Genomic DNA, 17,655 nt, shown 5'->3' with positions numbered 1-17,655 from the left:
CATTAGCCGAAAATCGTTTGCAACCTATTTAAGCACTGCCTGCACGTGTTGAGTGCAAAAATAGCGTCTTTATTTTGAATCTTTAATCACCTTAAGAACGGCTGAAAGTTTTTTTTGCGATTTATGGCGAAAACTTTAATGGCTATTCCAAAAAACTTTTCCAATATCTGACCGTCGTCGCAAATTTTCGATACAAAGGCACTAACTCGCAAAACCCTGAAATTACAGTGCTTTTACATAGAACCTTTATAAAACCTAACACGAAAGTTTGAAATTATTTGGTTTTCGAAACATTATCGATATATAACTTCGCTAAACTCTACGACCAAACCGAATAAGTAGCGATAAAATTTTTGAACCATGGCAAATATCTTGCTGCTTAACCGTTTAACTTTTCTTTGAATAAAAACAGTGCAGAGTTGGGCGAAGTATCTGACTCAAAATTTCGATACCGGGAACCAAACAAAAAGGTTGAGTGAAATATGATTCATTGGGACAAACAATCCAGTTGCAAACTTGGGATCTTATTAACACCGGGATTCTGCTCACTTCATTTAACATTAGTGATAGAAGCGCTAAAGCTGGCTAACGAAGCCATGGCCTGCGAAGAGTTCGAATGGCAAACCTATGCACTGAATGATCGGATGGTTCGCTCCGACTTGGGCGTCAATGTCATGGCCGATCAAACCTACAGTTCGAATAATCTGCCCGACGCCCATCTCAAACTGATTGTTCTGACCAGCACAATCGAAACCGATCTATCTGCCAACTCTTCTCAAATCCTCAACCAATTACGTCAGCAGCGTATTGATCACACCATTTTAAACACTCGCACACTCATTCCAAATGATACTCAAGCGGCAACCGACAGCTCGCAAGTACTAACCGCAAGCCGCAAACACAATGGTGTGTGCGATACTGTTAAGGTGATTTTGAATTTGGTCGGCCAGCAAGGTGGTCAAAAGGTCGCACTGTGTGTGCTTAACAAACTCAGCCATCATTTTGATTTGGGTTCGCTGCTACAAAGTTCTCGTGAAATCCAAAACCAAGTAGAAGGTGCCAGCGCCGAGTACGCTAAGCAACCTAAGCTAGCCGAAGCCATTGCCCTGATGGAAAACAATCTAGAAGAACCTTTACCACTGGATGACTTGGCGAACTACATTCATTTATCGCGCCGCCAATTAGAGCGGCTGTTTCAGCGACACCTGCAATGCTCACCGTCGCGTTATTATCTGAGGCTGCGCGTCGCTCGTGCGCAATCGATGTTGCGCGAAACTCAACAATCGATCGTATCTATTGCCAACAAATGTGGATTCGTATCAATGCCGCATTTCAGTAAGGTTTATCGCGAGCAAGTCGGTATGGCGCCAAGAGATGAACGCCGTTCAATTAATGTTAAACGTACCGACAAGCAACCCAAAAGCCCCGTCGTATTTCATGAACAATTGCGATACAGCTCGGCCAGCTAAAGAATACGGACTCACCTGATGATCTTTGTCGCCTCTGGCTACACGGATCAACTCTCTCGGCAAGGGATTGCCATCTTCTCCCACAGATATTGTCTTTTAAATTGCTTCTCACTGATCAACACGCTATTAATAAAGCAGTTTGTGTCATAGAGTCATTCGTGACTTCCCTATCCAGAAGAAAAGTTGCCAAAAATCCGTTAGTATTCCATCGAACCTTGTTACCGTCTTTGCAATCAGAGATTACATTGGCCATGTCATGACACGCGCTTAAGTGCGCTAAACTTAATACACACCAACATAAGTTATTTGGGAATTATGCAATCAAGCTCTAATAATGATTTATCGAGCGTAAATAACGGTTTCAAAATCACCCGCGCGGTGGCTTCAGCAGCTTTACTAAAGCTCGAAACCAATCAATTATTAGACATCGACATGGCGCCACTGGCTGAAGATTTCTCCTTAGCGATCTCGGCACCAGGCTCACAACACGAAAAAATCATCGCTCCGGCGTTGGTAGAAATAAAATCTTCGGGTGAACATCAGCCATCTTCTTTGTTATTGGTTTTAGACGAAGAATTACCAATTGTTAAAAATATCGAACTTCGCTACCACCCTAAGCAGGTTTTGATGTGGTCACAGACCACCGACGAGAGCATTGAACCTTTCAGCGCTCAAATTACGGTTAAATATTCCGATAAAGCTGCTGCAAAGTCGGCGAAGCTGCTTGAAGCCATTCGCAGTAAAACGCAAAAAAGTGATCAAGCATTGGCAATGACAAGCAGTCCACCAGAAATACTGAGCGTCAGCGAAGGCAATACGGTAACCATCGCGTTAAATAAAATCATTGCTACGCATCAAGGTGTATCTGTTGCGGATTTTAAAGCCGATACCGAAGGCAAATGGCTGGAAATAATCAACGCCGTAGTTAATCAGCCCGAAAACGGCGGCGCTCACCAGATTCAATTGCAACTCAAACAAAACCTTAAAATCGGCTCTGAAATTAACGTTGTATTTAAAGCCAAACGTCATCCCATTGTTGGTATGGACGGCACACAAATTTCAGGCTTTAAATGCACCGCAAAATATATCGACGAACAACGTGTAGAATCTCTCGAAAATACCAGTCAAACCACCGTCGTTAATAATGCTCGAAACCCGCAAGCGCAAAGTTTTTATTTAAAAGATTTAGAACATTCCGTACACGATACAGACAACACCACCGGCGCCATTAAAGGTTTTTTTAGCGCAGCATTTCTTGGCCTTTTACCAAAATCCGTTCGGCAAAAATTCTCAACCAATAATGAATTCGGCGAAAAAGACCAAACAGCATTCCGCTTAAACCTGTGGATGTTAATTCTTGGTGTAATGATTATCTTTGTGTTTGTAGGTTTCTCAGTTTCGAATCTAACAACCACTCCAGATACCCCCAACCAAATTACTGCCAACACCCACAATACAACATCTGATAACAAATGCTCGCTCACTTTTCAAAACGGTGGTTACTACAGTGGCGAATGCAAAAATAATTTACCGCACGGATTTGGCGTATTTGAGTGGTCGTCGGGCAGTCGTTACGAAGGTGAATTTAAAAACGGTATGCGCTGGGGTTTTGGCAAAATTGTATACGCGAACGGCTCAAAATACGACGGTGCTTGGAAAAACGATAAGAAAAACGGTATTGGCACCTACTGGAATGCCGGTGGTGATCGCTTTGAGGGTGAGCTCTCTGACGGGCTTATGACCGGGAACGGCACCTGTCATAAACGCGATGGCACTCAGGTACGCGGCGTTTGCCCACCTTAATTTAAAGCGAGATTTTTCTCTGGCAAAGTGAATAAACCAATAACTCAGTTTTAATACCTATTTAGGCTGCACTTTAAGAATTTTATGTTCAATCAACCATTCTGCCATCTTTATATTTGCCGTTATAGCGACTGGGATATAAACGCAATTACCCAACAATGGATGTATTTGTTAAACGATCAAGAACAAGATCGTTATCACCGCATTCGCCACCAAGACACTCAAACACAACATCTTATTGCACGAGTGTTATTACGAAAAAAACTCGCCGAAATAACCCAAATTGCACCCGAGAACGTATGCTTTAACCGCAACGAGTTTGGCCGCCCGTCACTGGTTAATTCTGATCGTAAAATTGATTTTAACGTTTCACACACACAAGGCATTGTAATTGCCGCGATAACCAACTGCGGTAAAGTTGGTGTTGATATTGAGATTAAAAAGCGTAAAAACCATTTTATCGACATTGCCGAACACTACTTTCACGCTAAAGAAGTGCTTGCATTGAAAGAAGCAGGCGCCGAGCAAATAGAATTATTTTTTAAGATTTGGACATTAAAAGAAGCTTACGTAAAAGCTTTAGGCGTAGGTTTACAAAAATCATTATCGAGTTTTTATTTTGAAATCAACAGGCAAAACAAGATACATTTAATCGATGAGCAAGAAACACCAGCATCAAAAAAACACAATATTACCGGGTTTAACGCCCCACTGTTTGAAGACTTCTATTTAAGCGTTCTGCAACAACTGCCACCAGAACAATCTTCTGTCGAGCCGAAAATGTATTTCTGTACCGAGAGTTTCGATACACATTTAACCGAAATTAACGACATTATTTCGGTATCCAAGCAATAACTGCAAAACCTTTAGAAAGCTCTGATCAACGCTACCGTGATTTAATCAGAGTTTCGTTTATACAAACTCTCTTAGGTGAAACACATTACCTTCAGAGTCAAACGCGTTTTTCACTGTAAATAACGGTGTTTGCCAAGTTTCCGATAATACGCCGCCGCCCATTTCGATAATTTTCTGTTCTGCTTCGATCATATTGTTGGTACTGAGAAAAAACTTCAACGTCGATACTTTTGGCTCGACGGATAAATTAACCTTATCGTTTGGCTGCAAATATTCGGGAACGTCATGAATAATTATCTGAATATCGTTTGATGACAACACGTGTAAATCATCGCTTTGATGCAAAACATGCATGGTGAAAACGGTGCAATAAAAATCAACCAAAAGCTTGCGATTTAACGCGTAAATTATTAACCCGGCTCTAGCTGGTCCTGACATGAAGTGTTCCCACATAAAAATAGAGACAATTGCCGATTAATTTAGCGTTACATTTAACTAAAGGAAACTCTGATTAACCTAGAGTTTCTCGCGACACAAGGATGTGTCGCCAATTTCAAGAACTGTAAGTGATTGAAATTGTGAAGAAATTGGAAATCACATTTTCAATTTCTGCCCTCTGATTAAATCAAGGATGAGTTAATCAGAGGTTCCTAAAATTAATCCGTCTGGTTTGTGCCTGAGCCCAATAGCTCGTCGGTGCCCTTTTCCAGCTTTTGTTTTGCTTGCTGCCGCGCCAGCATCGCCGCAGGCGTAGCATCCGACTGTCGTACCCATGCGATGGTATCACGCCAAGATTTTTCATCTTCTGGCGTAATTTTGGGTAGTTCGTTAATTCCCATACCAGCTTCAACCGCTTTTAAGTAATTTTGCGTATCGCGAATAGTTGCTACAACGGGAATATTTAAACTGGCTAAGAATTTTTCTAACTTCTGAAAACTCAGCGTGTTGCGTTTAACGCGATTCATAACCACGCCCAAACGCACGGGTCGCGCGCGAAATTGTGGATTCAGTAAAAGCGATTTTACGAACGCCGCCGTGGCGTGAATGTCTATTTGAGACGGGGCCACCGGAATGAGCAGAACATCGGTTTCTTTTAATAACTGATCAAGTTTTGGAGAACCAAGACCGGCGGGAGTATCACAGACAACGTAACGAACCTGCTGGCTCACTTTATGGGCCATCCATGTGCGCGTTACCTGGCCGCGATCGTACTCTTTAGAGTTTAAACAGATGATTTTAGGTTCACGCTCACCACGCAGTTGCAACCAAAAACGCGAACTGCCCTGAGGATCGAGATCGAGAATGCCAACCGGGCCGATAACACTCAAATGTGCGGCCAAATTGGTAGCCAAAGTTGTTTTACCAACACCGCCTTTTCCGTTGGCAATCATAATATTGGTGGCTTTTTCTCGGCTAATGACTCGTACTGATGATTTTTCAGGCATCCCCGTTTACTCATTCCTCTTCTGCTCGTCTAACAATAGACCTAGGCGCTACATTAACACAGGTTATCACTAAATAAATTGTGTAAATAAATTCATTGATCGAACACAAACAGGCATTATAAACAACAGTGCTATATTTCAGAGCCTTTGTTTTATTCAGCAGTTTTAAGGAGAGTTTTAATTTCATGAAGGTTGCGCAATCGAATCAAGTCCAAGTATGGGATGGCGCCACGCGCCTTTGGCACTGGTCTATCGTTCTGTTGATGATATTTTTATGGTACAGCGCTGAAATCTCCGATGATCTTATGGATTGGCATATGAGAGCCGGGCGTTTGTTACTGGGATTAATTGTCTTCAGAATTGTTTGGGGATTTATCGGCAGTGATACATCGCGATTCGCTAACTTCATCAAATCCCCGGCCGAGATTATTCACTATCTAAAAAATAAATCTCAACACAGTCATGCAGAGCAAATCGGCCATAATCCGGCGGGTGGCATTATGGTGTTGGTTTTAATAGCCGGATTGATTGTTCAAGCAACAACGGGTTTGTTTACGTCTGACGGGTATTTTTACGGTGGTCCATTTGCTGATTCGATCGACGCCGATCTCGGAGAGCTATTCACCAACATTCACCACATTGGCTTCAAACTTTTATTAGCTTTGGTTGCGATACATATTTTGGCGATAATCGCTTATCTGGTAAAACGCGATAACCTTGTTCGTCCAATGGTGACCGGCAAGAAAACGCTATCGATTCCAGCAGAAGTTGTGCCTAGGTTAAAATCACCCGTATTGGCTTTTGTTAGCGCCGTAATATGCGTTGGCGCCATTTGGTTTATAACGACTTAGCGTGTGATTTGGTCAGTGACGTGATTTTTATGAGCGAGTAACGATAAATCTGAATTTATACAAAAAATAACTTGTTAAATCAGATGCTTTTGATTCACAACGCTTTTCTAAAAAGAGGCCAAACGGCCTCTTTTTTATTACCAGCTTTCTGTATTTGCTCGAATATCAACTTCAAATGTCCAAGCGCTTTTGTTTTGTTGGCTCAAGGCATAATAGGTATCGGCAATATCATCCGGCTGCATAAAGAAATCGTCGGGTTTATCTGGGAACATCGCTCTGGTGCGCGGGATATCGATAATGCCATCAATAATCACCAAAGCCACGTGAATGCCACTGGGAGCAAGCGAGCGAGCCATGGATTGCGCAAGATTACGTTGTGCAGCCTTTGCCGAGCTAAATGCTGCAAACTTAGCACCACCTCGCAATGATGCGGTGGCGCCGGTTACCAAAAGCGTTCCTTTACCGCGCTCCAACATAGAAGGTACTACGGCTTGGGAAACCGACAACAAGCCTAGGGCGCTGAGTCGCCACGTAGATTCGAAATCTTCGATAGAGGTTTCAAGTGCAGTGCCAAAAACCCCAGAGCCAGCGTTATAAATCGTGACTTCAGGAGTACCCAGCGACTCGATAATTTGGTGAAATGTATTAGCCACCGCAACCGGGTCTGAAAGATCGCAAGCGAATGGAAAAACCTGTTCATCCATTTGCGCGTATTCGGTCATTCGCTCTAAGCTGCGCGCCACAATGGCGACCCTAAAACCTTCTTTGAGAAAGCGTTTACAAAATGCTAAACCGTTACCGGGTCCAACACCCGCCACAATACATAAGGGTTTGGTCATTAGAATTTGCCTTATTATCTATTTGCATGAATAAAATAAATGACTGTATTTTTGAGTAACTTATTTGAGCAACTTAATAGCGGTATAAAGAAATTTATCGAAGGGATTCTCGATAAAAGCTCTTAACAAACATCCAATTAGATCGCCTTAACGCTACAAAACAGCCATTGTTGATTGATTCAAACGATACCGAGGCAAACTCACAAAATCTATGAAAAATAAATTTGAAAAACGGTTCTCCAGATTCGTCAGCTGAAAAACTCAATGTCATCGACCTTGAGGTAAAAGTGCAAATTCTTACTAAAAGACCTAATCCTGAGCGGTAAACCCATTGGTCAAGTTACGCGTCTATAACCCGGTCGTTTTATCTCCCATAATCAGCCACTTTGTCTCGTTTTTTTCTCCGCGATTGTGTTAACGATCGTGTTAATTGGAGCGCCATGAACACACTTACACACCAACTTATCAGTAAGACTGCCCTAGTATTCGCTACACTATTCGGTGCCGTATCGGTGCAAGCAGAACCAATTGCCGATTTTTTATTTGTCGGCAGCTTCCACATGAATAATCCGGGGTTAGATCTGGTAAATGTAAAGGCAGACGATGTTTTATCCGATAAAAGACAAGCTGAAATACGAGATATTTCTCGTGCTTTAGAAAAGTTTCACCCCACCAAAATCATGGTTGAGATCGACGTAACCAAACAATCGGAAGTCGATAAAAATTATCAACAAACCTGCTTAGAGAACACAATCTCAAGGCGAAGCGAAAGCTATCAATTGGGTGCTCGAACTGCCTGTGCTCTTTCACTTAAGAACCTGTACGCGGTTGACACTGACGATTCCACGCCAGTGAAAGACATCGATTATCAATCTGCGGTGAAACGATATCACCAAGAAGATCGATTTAAAAAGCACATAGAATTCATCGAGTCCTACGCGTTTAAAAGCGATTTATTACTGAAACAAGGTACCGTTTTGGATGCAATCCGCCATTTAAACTCAGAAGAATATTTAAGCCAAGATGCCATCGCTTATTTTCATTTAACACAACTGGGTACCTTGGAAGATCCTGTGGGTACAAATTGGGTTCAATACTGGTTTGGACGAAATTTAAGAATTTTTAATAACATCGTCAGCCACACCGAAAAAGGCGACAGAGTATTGGTTGTGTACGGTGCAGGACACGGAAATTATCTGCGTCAACTTGCTAAAGAATCTGGCTTATATCGCGTGCAAAACACCAACGACTGGTTAATAACCGAGTGATTTTCGCTAAGTTCTCAAGCAGACGAAGCTCTGATTCAATAGAACCTAGGGTAGAATTAAAAGAAGAATTAGGTCGGGAAATTGATGTGTAAATGTGAGGCCCTTGGCGGGCCTCTGTACGACAATACAAATTAGTCTTTGTATTTGTTGTGACAGCTTTTACAGGTTTTAGTAACTGCTATAAAGTTACTTTTAAAGCCTGACTCAGTGCCGGCGTTTTCCGCTAATTTAGCACTGGTATCAATAAGCGCTTGAAGCTCATTATTAAAGTCGTCTTTATTTTTCCAAATGTCTGGTAGCGCATCAGAACCTTCAACGGCGCTTTCTAATACAAAACCTTCACCGGCTATTTTTGCTAAAGCGGCAACAACTTCGGCACTGGTAAGAATTGAATCTTTATCGTAATCGGCTTCGCCTTTCATTACCGCACCCATTTTACCAACGTGGTGGTTGATCAAACTAAAGGTAGAATGGCGATACTGAACTTGATTTTTGATGGGGTCTTTTGAACTGTGCGCGAATGTCGGCAGAGAAAATCCCAATATTAAACCTGCCGTAACGGCGACTAATTTTTTCATAGAAACGACTCCTAATGATTCTATTTATTTGGCTAAATCCGATCTGTAAGAAATTCTGGCTCGAGAAAACCTGTGTTATTCGAAGCGTCTAAAAAAACTTACGATGATACTGAACCTGTGGACGAAGCAGTTATTTTTCGCCAGTAACGCATTAATTTTTCCCATCTGAAAAACAACATTACGGCAAGTATTCCCATATACAACAGTGGTTCTGTAATGTCGGCTTTTACCGACCACAAAAAATGCACGCAAATCAAAATGGCTGCTAGATAAATAAGGTTGTGCAACGTTTTCCAACGCTTACCCATTTTTTTCATAATGCTCGGAATAGATGTAATCGCCAGAGCGGTTAAAATAATAAAGGCCACAAATCCCACGGTGATGTACGGTCTTTTAATAATTTCTTCAACCAATAAAGACCAATTAAAAATTAGGTCGTAAGCTAAATAAACGTATATGTGACAACAGGCATAAGCAAACGCATAAAGCCCCAAAAGCCTGCGCATTCGCATCAGTTGACCTTGACGGAGATAGCGCGTTAGCGGCGTTACGGCCAGGGTTATAAGCATTAAGATCAACCCGCCTAATCCCGTAAAATGCGTCAACGATTGCACGGGATCGCCACCAATCTGATCGGTGAACGCTAAATAAAATGCCTCAATTAACAAATACAAACACACAACATGGGTGGTTATTTTTAAACCAATAATATGAGGCGTTTTAAATGAATTAGGCCTCAACCAGCTTAACAACATAATTTTTATCCAATATTAGTAACTTATTAGGCAATTTCGGCACCAATAATCGTGCCCTGAGAATATAAATCCCTATTCATCAGGATAAAAGCTCGCAAATAGCGTTGGTCGAATTTAATTTGTAATTCATTCTCATTTCGAGCCAATTGCAACGCCTCAAATCACTTTCCTTTAGTCTCTATAATTTATTGCTAAATTCGCCAATAAATGTGGATAAAGTATGGATTTGTATTTCTTTGCGTGAACCTTAAAAATGGGCCTTTATTGTTTCTGAGACTGAATGCTTTGAGGCTAAAACCCAAACCGTCTTAGCTAGCCACTAATCTGAGAACAATAAATCATTATTCTGAAGAAAATCTGAAGAGAGCGGCAGAAAAACTGCCGCCTTAAGAAAATGAGCGAAAATACTCTTAATAGAATTTTTTAAGATCAAGGTTTGCGTAAAGGTGTGCAACCTCTTCGGCGTAACCATTAAACATTTCCGTTGGAATACGTTCGTCGGCGCCTAAACCACCCGTAGTAATTCTGCGCTCACTGGCCTGACTCCAACGAGGGTGATCAACCTGAGGATTCACGTTTGCGTAAAACCCATATTCGTGAGGCGCAGAAATATTCCAAGTTGTTGGTGGTTGTTGATCGGTTAAACGAATTCGCGTAATGGATTTAATACTTTTAAAGCCGTATTTCCAAGGCACCAGTAATCGCAAAGGTGCGCCATTCTGCGGAGGAAGGGCTTTTCCATACACACCAACAGCAATAAATGCCAAAGGATTCATGGCCTCATCTAGGCGTAAACCTTCAACATAAGGATATTTAATACCGCCGCCGAAGAAACGACTGCGTTGACCGGGCATCTGGTCTGGATTGTAGACGGTTTCGAATGCGACGTATTTCGCTTTGCTGGTTGGTGCCGCCTTCTCAAGGATTTTTGATAGCGAATAACCCACCCAAGGAATGACCATCGACCAAGCTTCTACACAACGGAGTCGATAAATGCGCTCTTCAAGACCAAATTTATAAAGATCGTCTAAATCTAAGGTGATAGGTTTTTCAACCTCACCAACAATTTCTACTTTCCACGGATCACTAACAAACTTCGCTGAATTTGCTTTCGGATCGGATTTGCTCAATCCAAATTCATAAAAATTATTGTAACTGGTAACTTTGTCTTCACTGGTCAGCTTTTGGTTAGATGCACTCGCTTTTTTAAAATCTAACGCTTTTAAGCCGGAGGTATCCTCTGCATTGCTTTGATCATCTGAGAGAAAATCAAAAACACCTGCATTACTGGAGCTGGCAAGCAAACTACCTGCACCTATAAAACCTAAATTACGTAACAACTGACGACGATTTTTAAAGACGGATTCATCGGTAACTTTTGCTTCAGATAAATCACTTTTACGGAAACTTTTTATCAACATAACTGAAATTCAACTTCAATGTTTTGATTAACTTTTATCACTGCGCGGGTGATCGTTGCGTCTGTTCATTGCGACTGAAGACTAACCTATTGGTTCCAACTTTGAACCTGCCTGAAAAGTCACTTTTTTGTGACGCAATGTTTCAGAATTAATTTGTTTAACAATTCCAAATATTCACTACCAGCGTGCTTTAGAGGTTTAACCTTCAGCAGCTTTTTCTTGTGCTAGAGTTGAATTAACCACCTAATTTACTTATTCAAATTTTCAGTTGGATTAGTTCAACAATGTATGTAACCGAAGATGAGCTTGCTAGGTTATTTCCTTTCTACTTCTGCTTGGCACCACAGGGACATATTGTCTCTACTGGGCCAAGCTTAAACCGCTATCTTGGCGAAAGTAACGGCGAAGAATCACTATTTCATCACTTTGATTTCGATACACCCGAAGTCAGCAATATTGAGCAGATGCATGACCATCTAGAAGAGGTGTTCATTTTACGACCTAAAAATCACCAAAAACTCATATTGCGGGGTCAGTTCATTGCGCTCAAAGAAGAAGGTATTCTTTTCTTTGCCGGTTGTCCGTGGGTTTCAGACTTTAAAACCTTAGAAGAAACTGGCCTAACCATGGAAGATTACGCACTTTATGAGCCCATCACCTACTTCTTGTTGCTTATGGAGGCGCAGCAAAACTCCCTCGAACAAAGTGAATCCAGCACCGAAGAATTGACTAAACTGAATGTTTTATTAGAAAAACGTGTAGAACGCCGAACGGAGCGCCTCACTGAAATCAACCAAGAATTAATTCTTTCGCGACAAAAATTACAAGAAGAAATGCAACAGCGCGAAGCTGTTGAAAAAGAACTAAGGTTCGCGCAAAAAATGGAAGCTCTGGGGCAAATTTCTGCGGGTATTGCTCACGAAATTAATACACCGATTCAGTTCGTGGGCGATAGCATTTTTTTCTTAAAAGAATCTATTTACGATCTACAACGTGGATTATCTGAGTACGAAAGCCTTATCGATAAAACCAATCCAGAAAATCAACGACGTATTGAAGAAATAAATCAAATATTAGACTTGGATTATTTAAACGAACGCGTTCCCGAAAGCTTAGAGCGAGCATCCCAAGGCATCCAGCGGGTAAGCGACATCATCAAGGCAATGAAGTCCTTTAGCCGCCAAGAAAACAAACAAAAAACCCTCGCCAGTATTAACGAAGCCATCGACAACACACTGCTCGTAGCTAGCAGCGAATATAAGTACAACGCTCAAGTTGATAAAGATTTGGGCGATATACGAAAAATATACTGCCATATTAGCGATATCAACCAGGTGCTTCTCAATATGATCGTTAATTCGGCCCACGCCATTGAAGAGCGTTTCGGCGACAAACCGGCCAAGATCATGGGCAAGATTGCGATAACAACGCGAGATATCGACGACTATATTGTGATTACTATTTGGGATAACGGCGCCGGAATCCCTAGAGAAATTATCGAAAGAGTATTTGATCCGTTCTTTACTACCAAACCGGTTGGTAAAGGCACCGGACAAGGACTATCGCTCTGTCATCGCATCATTCACGAAGGCCACAACGGCAGTATCAAAGTTTCAAGCGCACCTAACGAGGGGACACAATTTGAAATATTTATTCCAGTTGTCGAAACATTAGAAGTCGCGGAGAAGGGGAATGAATCGACATAAAGTCTTACTGGTTGACGACGAACCGAATGTCTTAAGCGGTTTAAAAGATATTCTACGTAAATATTTTAATATTTACACCGCCACAGGCGCCGCCGATGGTCTCAAAATTCTGAGCGCCGCCGGCCCGTTTGCTGTGGTGGTTAGCGACATGAGAATGCCCGAAATCGATGGCGCTCAATTCTTATCAGAGGTTAAAGAAAGATACAGCGATTCTGTGCGTATACTCCTGACTGGCCAAGCTGATACCGAATCTGCCAGCCGAGCCGTCAACGAAGGGGGTGTGTACCGATTTTTGACCAAACCCTGCCCGCCGGAAGAGCTGATCGATATCGTCAGCAAAGCAGCTGAAGAGTACCAGACACGCTCCATCGAGTCCGATCTACTCAAAACCACGCTGTTTAAATGTGTTGAAGTGATGAGTGAAGTGTTGAGCTTAGTGAATCCCGTGGCATTTAGCCGCGCGGGGCGCTTAAGCCGCACCATTTCAAAAATGTCGAAGAAGCTGGGTTTGAACAACGCATGGCAGTATGAAATTGCCGCGCTAATGTCACAGCTTGGCTGTGTAACTCTATCGCACGATCTGCTCGAAAAAGTGTATACCAGAACCAAGTTGACCGATGACGAGCTGGATTTGGTTAGAAATCACCCCGAAGTCACCTACCATCTGTTACACAAAATTCCACGTTTAGAAACTGTTGCCGAAATCGTGCGCTACCAAAATACCGCCGATAACCCTAACAACGAACTTAAGCAAGGTGAATCCAAACTCAGCGATGAAGTCGTGGTCGGTTCAAGGCTGCTATACCTCGCAGGCCTCTACGAAGATGTCATTATGGCGGGCGGCAGCCACAAACAAGCCATTGATAAACTTCGTAAACACTTTAAAGGTAAATACGGCATACAGATTGATGCCCTAGAAGCCACCGCCGACAAAGGCCGCGAAATGATGATTCCTAAGAACATCAGTCTTGCGGAGTTGGCGCCGGGTATGGTGTTTTCGGAAGATATCTACTCAAATACGGGCACCTTACTCATGGCCAAAGGCCAACGTGTATCGCAAACCGTAGTAGGTAGATTAATGGGATTTGACGAAAGAATTGGCGTGAAGCAACCCTTTAGAGTGCTGGTTGCCAAAAAATAAAGGCCCACAACTGTGAGCCTTTATTGCGATGTTTAAATCAAGCATAAACTTAGATATTTTGATCTAACCATTGCTTGATTTGGCTTTGCATCATAGCACCGGATTTCTTAGCGACTAATTCACCACCTTTGAAGATCATTAAGGTTGGTGTTGCGCGAATTTCTAGCTGCTCAGCGGTTTTTTCAAACTCTTCCATGTTGGCCATAACCAACTTGAAGCGATCGGTGTTCTCTGCATGAATGCGCTCAAGTGCTGGACCAACCATTTTACAAGGTCCACACCATGGCGCCCAAACGTCTACTAATACTGGACGATCAGCAGAAATCACTTCGTCTTGCCAGTTGGCATCTGTAGCATTTACATCAGCCATAAAAATCTCCTCGACAGTGTCAAAAATATACAAATAAGATCGATCAAAAGTTGGTTGTTCGACACGTAAAAAAGAAAAAGCTCTACTGATTTTTTCTATTCTAACGATAAGCTAAAGCAATAAAAGACAACCAAACTATAGCCTTAATACTATCAGCTTTAATACTATCGCAGAAAACTACTTGATCAAAGGCTCAAACTCTCCCGTTTGATCATTAAGTACCAATACGCCACCAGTTTCAATCTGATACAACCATCCGTGTAATTTTAACTGATTAGTTGCTAGCTTTGCAGCGACCTCAGGATGGGTGCGCAGATGCTGTAATTGCAGCTTGATATTCTCCCGCGTTAACTCTTCGGTGTGCTCCAAGCCAAGGCAACCACGCTTCTCTTTAACAACCGCAGCCGCCGCCCGACAATGACCCAGCCACTCTTTTACGTGCGGTAAGTCGGCGATGGTATCGGGCAACACGGCGCCCTTTATGGCACCACAGTCGGTATGCCCGCACACTATAATGTGACCGACCTTCAAAACCGCAACGGCGTACTCAATGGAAGCAGTCATGCCGCCTGTTTGGTTGGTATGAGGCGGAACCACATTACCAGCATTACGACAGATAAAAAGCTGCCCTGGTACGGTTTGGGTTAGCAAACAAGGGTCGATACGTGAGTCCGAGCAGGTGATAAACAGCACTTCTGGCGCCTGGCCAGACGCCAGTTCAACGAACTCATTTTTACGCGCAGGGAAAATCTCACGCTGAAACTTTTCAACACCCTTGATAATGTCTTGCATGAATATTCCTCAAAAATATCGATACGCCTATAACACTCAGAACGTTAGGCGCAATACACCGCCAATATACCACTCAACACCTGAGTCAGTCCGTTGAAAAAAGACCCAATATTGAAAGAAGTGTTTCCACTTAGCACTCAATCTCCAAAATCACCAACCAGAAAGTACGACTGAAATAACAATCGGGTTCGAATTCAATAGATTTTTTTCAACTGAACCGATTGACAAAAAAGTATTTTCTATTAAATTTGGCTTTTTACGACAAATACATCTACAAAAAAGATAGGAGTTAAGCAGTTAGAGTGTAAACCGAAAGGGGTTTTTCCACCCAAAGAACGAAAATTCATAATTTTGTTTATTTCTTTACTTCATTAGCAAAACAATTTTTACGACAAATACAACAAACAACGATTCAAAATAAAAATTAATTTGATTTAACACATTAAAACAGCGGTTTCTTAAATTAGTTTTTCCATAAAATATTGCCAATAAAATAATTAAGGCTATTTTCGGCACTGTATTTGATAACGAATAGCCAATTTAGACCTTAAGCATGATTTACATGATCACGAAAAACACATCAAATAGCCCGTTTGGAGACATTCCTTTTTATTAACGCAATTTAAATTCTCTAGTTCTTCTTATTTTTTTCATCACTATTATATTTATTTCAAATTTTATTCAGCGTTCTAATTTTTTATTAGCAACGCAAATAAAGTGCAAGCTACGTTTTGTGCGCAGAGAATTACTTAAATTAAAAACAAAAACCGGTGCAACTGGTTAGGTGATCACAGTTGGGGAAATACAAATGAAGATCGCAATACCTAAAGAAATAAAAGCGGGAGAGAAACGCGTAGCGACTACGCCTGAAGCCGCACAGCATCTCATTAAACTGGGCTATACAGTGCAAATTGAAAGCTCAGCTGGCAATCACGCCAAATATCGAGATGAAGATTATCAAGCCGTTGGTGTAGAAGTTATTACCGACACTCGTGAGCTTTGGAGCAATGCCGACATTATTTTGAAGGTTCGCGCGCCGGAATTTAATGAATCTCTTGGCATCAACGAAGTTGATCTTTTAAAAGAGGGTCAAACGCTAATTTGCTTTATTTGGCCTGCACAAAATGCGGAATTACTAGAAACACTTGCGGCAAAAAAAGTAAACACACTTGCCATGGACATGGTGCCCCGAATTTCACGCGCTCAAAAAATGGATGCGTTAAGTTCGATGTCGAACATTGCTGGCTATCGCGCAGTGGTCGAAGCATCCCAACATTTTGGTCGATTTTTTACCGGTCAAATCACCGCGGCAGGAAAAATTAATCCCGCTAAAGTATTAGTAATTGGGGCGGGTGTTGCCGGTTTATCGGCAATTGGATCGGCAAAAGCTATGGGCGCAATTGTGCGCGCATTCGATACTCGACCTGAAGTAAAAGAACAAGTTGAGTCGATGGATGCCGAATTTTTAATGCTCGACTTTAAAGAAGACGGCAGCGGCACTGGCGGTTATGCCAAAACCATGTCGAAAGAATTTATCGAAGCCGAAATGGCATTGTTCGCCGAGCAAGCGAAAGACGTTGATATTATTATCACTACCGCACTAATTCCTGGCCGGCCAGCGCCCGAATTAATTACCGAAGACATGGTTAAATCCATGAAAGAAGGTAGCGTAATTGTCGATTTGGCGGCGGAACAAGGTGGTAACTGTAAATTAATCGAACGCAATGAAGTGGTTGTTAAACATGGCGTTACCTTAATTGGTTACACCGATATGCCAAGTCGATTGGCCAGTCAGGCGAGTCAATTATACGCAACCAACCTACGTCATTTATTAACCGACATGACGCCTGAAAAAAATGGCGAACTTGTTATTAATTTCGACGATGAGGTCGTGCGTGGCGCAACCGCTGTGCTTGGCAGCGAAATCACCTTCCCACCACCACCGCCAAAATTGTCAGCCAAACCTGCTGAGAAAAAAGAAGAGCCAAAACCTGCTGTAGAAGCAACCGAAGCAAAGCCCGCCAAGAATTACACCTGGATTTGGGTGCTGCTTGGTGCACTTGCCTTGCTGGGTATCGGTGCCGGCGCGCCTGCATCGTTTATGTCCCATTTTACAGTGTTTGTTTTATCGTGCTTTGTTGGTTATATGGTTATCTGGAACGTATCCCCTGCCCTGCACACGCCATTAATGAGCGTTACCAACGCCATTAGTAGCATCATTGTAATTGGTGCATTAATTCAAATTTCGTCACCCAGCACTTGGGTAATTGTTCTTGCAGCAGTCGCAATTTTGATCACCAGTATTAATATTTTTGGTGGTTTCGCGGTTACACAGCGCATGCTGGCTATGTTTAGAAAGTAA

General features: G+C 42.2%; 16 protein-coding genes. 8 read left to right on the top strand and 8 right to left on the bottom strand.

The window, feature by feature from the left end:
* The first annotated feature begins 482 nt into the window (after window positions 1-482).
* The 3 genes from ACYQ2C_RS04635 to ACYQ2C_RS04625 all read left to right on the top strand — a co-directional run bounded on the left by ACYQ2C_RS04635 (window position 483) and on the right by ACYQ2C_RS04625 (window position 4,127).
* Window positions 483-1,469 carry a GlxA family transcriptional regulator gene (locus tag ACYQ2C_RS04635; protein WP_460100213.1) on the top strand — a complete coding sequence of 329 codons (987 nt, stop codon included), beginning with the start codon at window positions 483-485 and terminating at the stop codon, window positions 1,467-1,469.
* Between the two features lie 315 nt (window positions 1,470-1,784).
* Window positions 1,785-3,272: an MORN repeat-containing protein gene (locus tag ACYQ2C_RS04630; RefSeq protein WP_460100211.1), complete on the top strand. Its 1,488-nt coding sequence runs from the start codon at window positions 1,785-1,787 to the stop codon at window positions 3,270-3,272.
* 84 nt (window positions 3,273-3,356) lie between these two features.
* Window positions 3,357-4,127 (top strand): 4'-phosphopantetheinyl transferase family protein, encoded by a 771-nt coding sequence (locus tag ACYQ2C_RS04625; RefSeq protein WP_460049639.1) that lies wholly within the window; start codon window positions 3,357-3,359, stop codon window positions 4,125-4,127.
* Window positions 4,128-4,184: 57 nt separating this feature from the next.
* On the opposite strand, the gene ACYQ2C_RS04620 is transcribed toward ACYQ2C_RS04625, so the two are convergent.
* On the bottom strand, window positions 4,185-4,565 hold the full coding sequence (locus tag ACYQ2C_RS04620) for a VOC family protein (protein ID WP_460049638.1): 381 nt from the start codon (window positions 4,563-4,565) through the stop codon (window positions 4,185-4,187).
* Window positions 4,566-4,783: 218 nt separating this feature from the next.
* Window positions 4,784-5,572, bottom strand: coding sequence for a ParA family protein (locus ACYQ2C_RS04615; protein ID WP_460049637.1), 789 nt, complete (start codon window positions 5,570-5,572; stop codon window positions 4,784-4,786).
* 185 nt (window positions 5,573-5,757) lie between these two features.
* On the opposite strand from ACYQ2C_RS04615, the gene ACYQ2C_RS04610 reads away from it, so the two are divergent.
* Window positions 5,758-6,423, top strand: coding sequence for a cytochrome b/b6 domain-containing protein (locus ACYQ2C_RS04610; protein WP_460049636.1), 666 nt, complete (start codon window positions 5,758-5,760; stop codon window positions 6,421-6,423).
* Between the two features lie 137 nt (window positions 6,424-6,560).
* Here the strand turns inward: ACYQ2C_RS04610 and ACYQ2C_RS04605 are convergent, their stop codons facing one another.
* On the bottom strand, window positions 6,561-7,262 hold the full coding sequence (locus ACYQ2C_RS04605) for an SDR family NAD(P)-dependent oxidoreductase (RefSeq protein WP_460049635.1): 702 nt from the start codon (window positions 7,260-7,262) through the stop codon (window positions 6,561-6,563).
* A 440-nt stretch (window positions 7,263-7,702) separates the two neighbouring features.
* Between ACYQ2C_RS04605 and ACYQ2C_RS04600 the strand changes: the two genes are divergently transcribed.
* Window positions 7,703-8,530 (top strand): DUF5694 domain-containing protein, encoded by an 828-nt coding sequence (locus tag ACYQ2C_RS04600; RefSeq protein ID WP_460100206.1) that lies wholly within the window; start codon window positions 7,703-7,705, stop codon window positions 8,528-8,530.
* Between the two features lie 131 nt (window positions 8,531-8,661).
* Here the strand turns inward: ACYQ2C_RS04600 and ACYQ2C_RS04595 are convergent, their stop codons facing one another.
* The 3 genes from ACYQ2C_RS04595 to msrP all read right to left on the bottom strand — a co-directional run bounded on the left by ACYQ2C_RS04595 (window position 8,662) and on the right by msrP (window position 11,284).
* The gene (locus ACYQ2C_RS04595) at window positions 8,662-9,108 is read right to left on the bottom strand and encodes a c-type cytochrome (protein WP_460100203.1); all 447 of its coding nucleotides are present in this window, start codon (window positions 9,106-9,108) and stop codon (window positions 8,662-8,664) included.
* Window positions 9,109-9,206: 98 nt separating this feature from the next.
* The gene (msrQ, locus tag ACYQ2C_RS04590; RefSeq protein ID WP_460100200.1) at window positions 9,207-9,863 is read right to left on the bottom strand and encodes a protein-methionine-sulfoxide reductase heme-binding subunit MsrQ; all 657 of its coding nucleotides are present in this window, start codon (window positions 9,861-9,863) and stop codon (window positions 9,207-9,209) included.
* Window positions 9,864-10,273: 410 nt separating this feature from the next.
* On the bottom strand, window positions 10,274-11,284 hold the full coding sequence (gene msrP, locus ACYQ2C_RS04585) for a protein-methionine-sulfoxide reductase catalytic subunit MsrP (RefSeq protein WP_460049631.1): 1,011 nt from the start codon (window positions 11,282-11,284) through the stop codon (window positions 10,274-10,276).
* A gap of 284 nt (window positions 11,285-11,568) precedes the next feature.
* Here msrP and ACYQ2C_RS04580 point away from each other — a divergent pair, with 284 nt between their 5' ends.
* Both ACYQ2C_RS04580 and ACYQ2C_RS04575 read left to right on the top strand, forming a co-directional pair.
* Complete coding sequence (locus ACYQ2C_RS04580) at window positions 11,569-12,990, top strand: ATP-binding protein (RefSeq protein WP_460100197.1); 1,422 nt, start codon at window positions 11,569-11,571, stop codon at window positions 12,988-12,990.
* Window positions 12,977-14,131: a response regulator gene (locus ACYQ2C_RS04575; protein ID WP_460049629.1), complete on the top strand. Its 1,155-nt coding sequence runs from the start codon at window positions 12,977-12,979 to the stop codon at window positions 14,129-14,131. The genes ACYQ2C_RS04580 and ACYQ2C_RS04575 overlap by 14 nt, the downstream gene beginning before the upstream one ends.
* 49 nt (window positions 14,132-14,180) lie before the next feature.
* Here ACYQ2C_RS04575 and trxA read toward each other — a convergent pair whose 3' ends face one another.
* Both trxA and ACYQ2C_RS04565 read right to left on the bottom strand, forming a co-directional pair.
* Entirely contained in the window at window positions 14,181-14,501 is a 321-nt protein-coding gene (gene trxA, locus ACYQ2C_RS04570) for a thioredoxin (RefSeq protein ID WP_460049628.1), read from the bottom strand.
* 177 nt (window positions 14,502-14,678) lie between these two features.
* On the bottom strand, window positions 14,679-15,293 hold the full coding sequence (locus ACYQ2C_RS04565; RefSeq protein ID WP_460100194.1) for a carbonic anhydrase: 615 nt from the start codon (window positions 15,291-15,293) through the stop codon (window positions 14,679-14,681).
* Between the two features lie 808 nt (window positions 15,294-16,101).
* On the opposite strand from ACYQ2C_RS04565, the gene ACYQ2C_RS04560 reads away from it, so the two are divergent.
* Window positions 16,102-17,655: a Re/Si-specific NAD(P)(+) transhydrogenase subunit alpha gene (locus ACYQ2C_RS04560; RefSeq protein ID WP_460049626.1), complete on the top strand. Its 1,554-nt coding sequence runs from the start codon at window positions 16,102-16,104 to the stop codon at window positions 17,653-17,655.

Source organism: Sessilibacter sp. MAH3 (assembly GCF_054658275.1).
Note: the sequence above shows the minus strand (reverse complement) of the source record. Positions and strands in the feature narration are given on the sequence as shown.